The organism is Candidatus Marinimicrobia bacterium CG08_land_8_20_14_0_20_45_22, from assembly GCA_002774355.1.
Taxonomy (GTDB): Bacteria; Fidelibacterota; UBA2242; order UBA2242; family UBA2242; genus 0-14-0-20-45-22.
This window is the reverse complement of the sequence record PEYN01000054.1, coordinates 1-1,151: the sequence shown is the minus strand read 5'-3', so window position 1 is coordinate 1,151 and position 1,151 is coordinate 1. Positions and strand designations below refer to the sequence as shown.

General features: G+C 44.8%; 1 protein-coding gene. It reads left to right on the top strand.

What is annotated here, in order from left to right:
- Window positions 1-1,151 (top strand): hypothetical protein (locus COT43_03605; protein PIS29539.1); only part of this gene is annotated, 1,151 nt, incomplete at both ends.

Sequence of the window (1,151 nt, the reverse complement as noted above, 5' to 3'; positions counted from 1 at the left end):
AGGCGCTTGAAATCTACCGGTTTCTCGTCGATTCTCAGCCTGGGAATTACTCTTATTATTTACGATACGCGAACCTGTTGTTCCAAAAAGAAAATTATCCGGAAGCCGAACGAGTCATCAGGCGTTTTCTTTCCACCAATCCGAATTTTGAGAGCGTGGCAATCGATCTGGGAAGGTTGTTTTACGCGAAGGGCGACTCAGCACAGGCATTTACATATTGGAAAGATTGTCTCGAACGTTTTCATTACTCGCTATCAATTTATCAGACGCTGTTCAACGTTCTCGTTGGCGTTCGACAATATGAACAGGCGGAAAATCTCATTGACAACGCGCGTGTTTATCATCAAAAACCCGACCTGTTTTCGCTGGAAATTGCGAATTATTTCCTAATGCGCGGCGAATATGCTAAAGCGACGCAGGAGTTCTTTCTTAACGGACGCGCCAATCCGAGGAACTACGGACTGATCGGCAACCAGTTGATGAAAATTCCCAATGAACCGACTCTATATAATTCCATCGATTCGCTGATTGTAAAAGAAATAAATAGTTCGCCGATGGTTGCCGAATTTCATCGGATTCGAGCCAATTTCAATTTCAAATTCAAGCGATTTGCGGTCTCTTGGCATGAAGTTCTAATAATTGAATCAATGACAGGTTTCAAGGGAAACGACATTCTGAAATTTACGAACGATCTGGTCAATGATCGGGAATATCGGCAGGCAGAGAAGTGCTATGCGGAGATTATTCAACGACGCGAATTTCAGCCGATCGAGCCAAAAGCATTGCTGGGACTGGCAGATGCGGTTGAAAAATCCGTTTTAGCCCAACAGACCGTGAATCCGCTGAATTATTTTTACACGGGGAACGTGTTTTTTAAAACGGAATTCGTACAGAATATCACCGATGACGGATCGCATTTACAGAATGCATTTTCGATTTACGATTCGCTGATTATTGCTATGCCGAAAAGCGCATATTCGGGGCAAGCGCTTTTTCGATTGGCGGAATTGCGATTTCTCGTATTGCGGGATTTCGATGGCGCGAATTCGCTGTATGAACAAGCCTTAGCAATCGGTCGCGATGCGCGAATTATCGAACAATGCCGTCTCCGAACCGGCGATATTTTACTGGCAAAAGGCGATCCGGCGTCG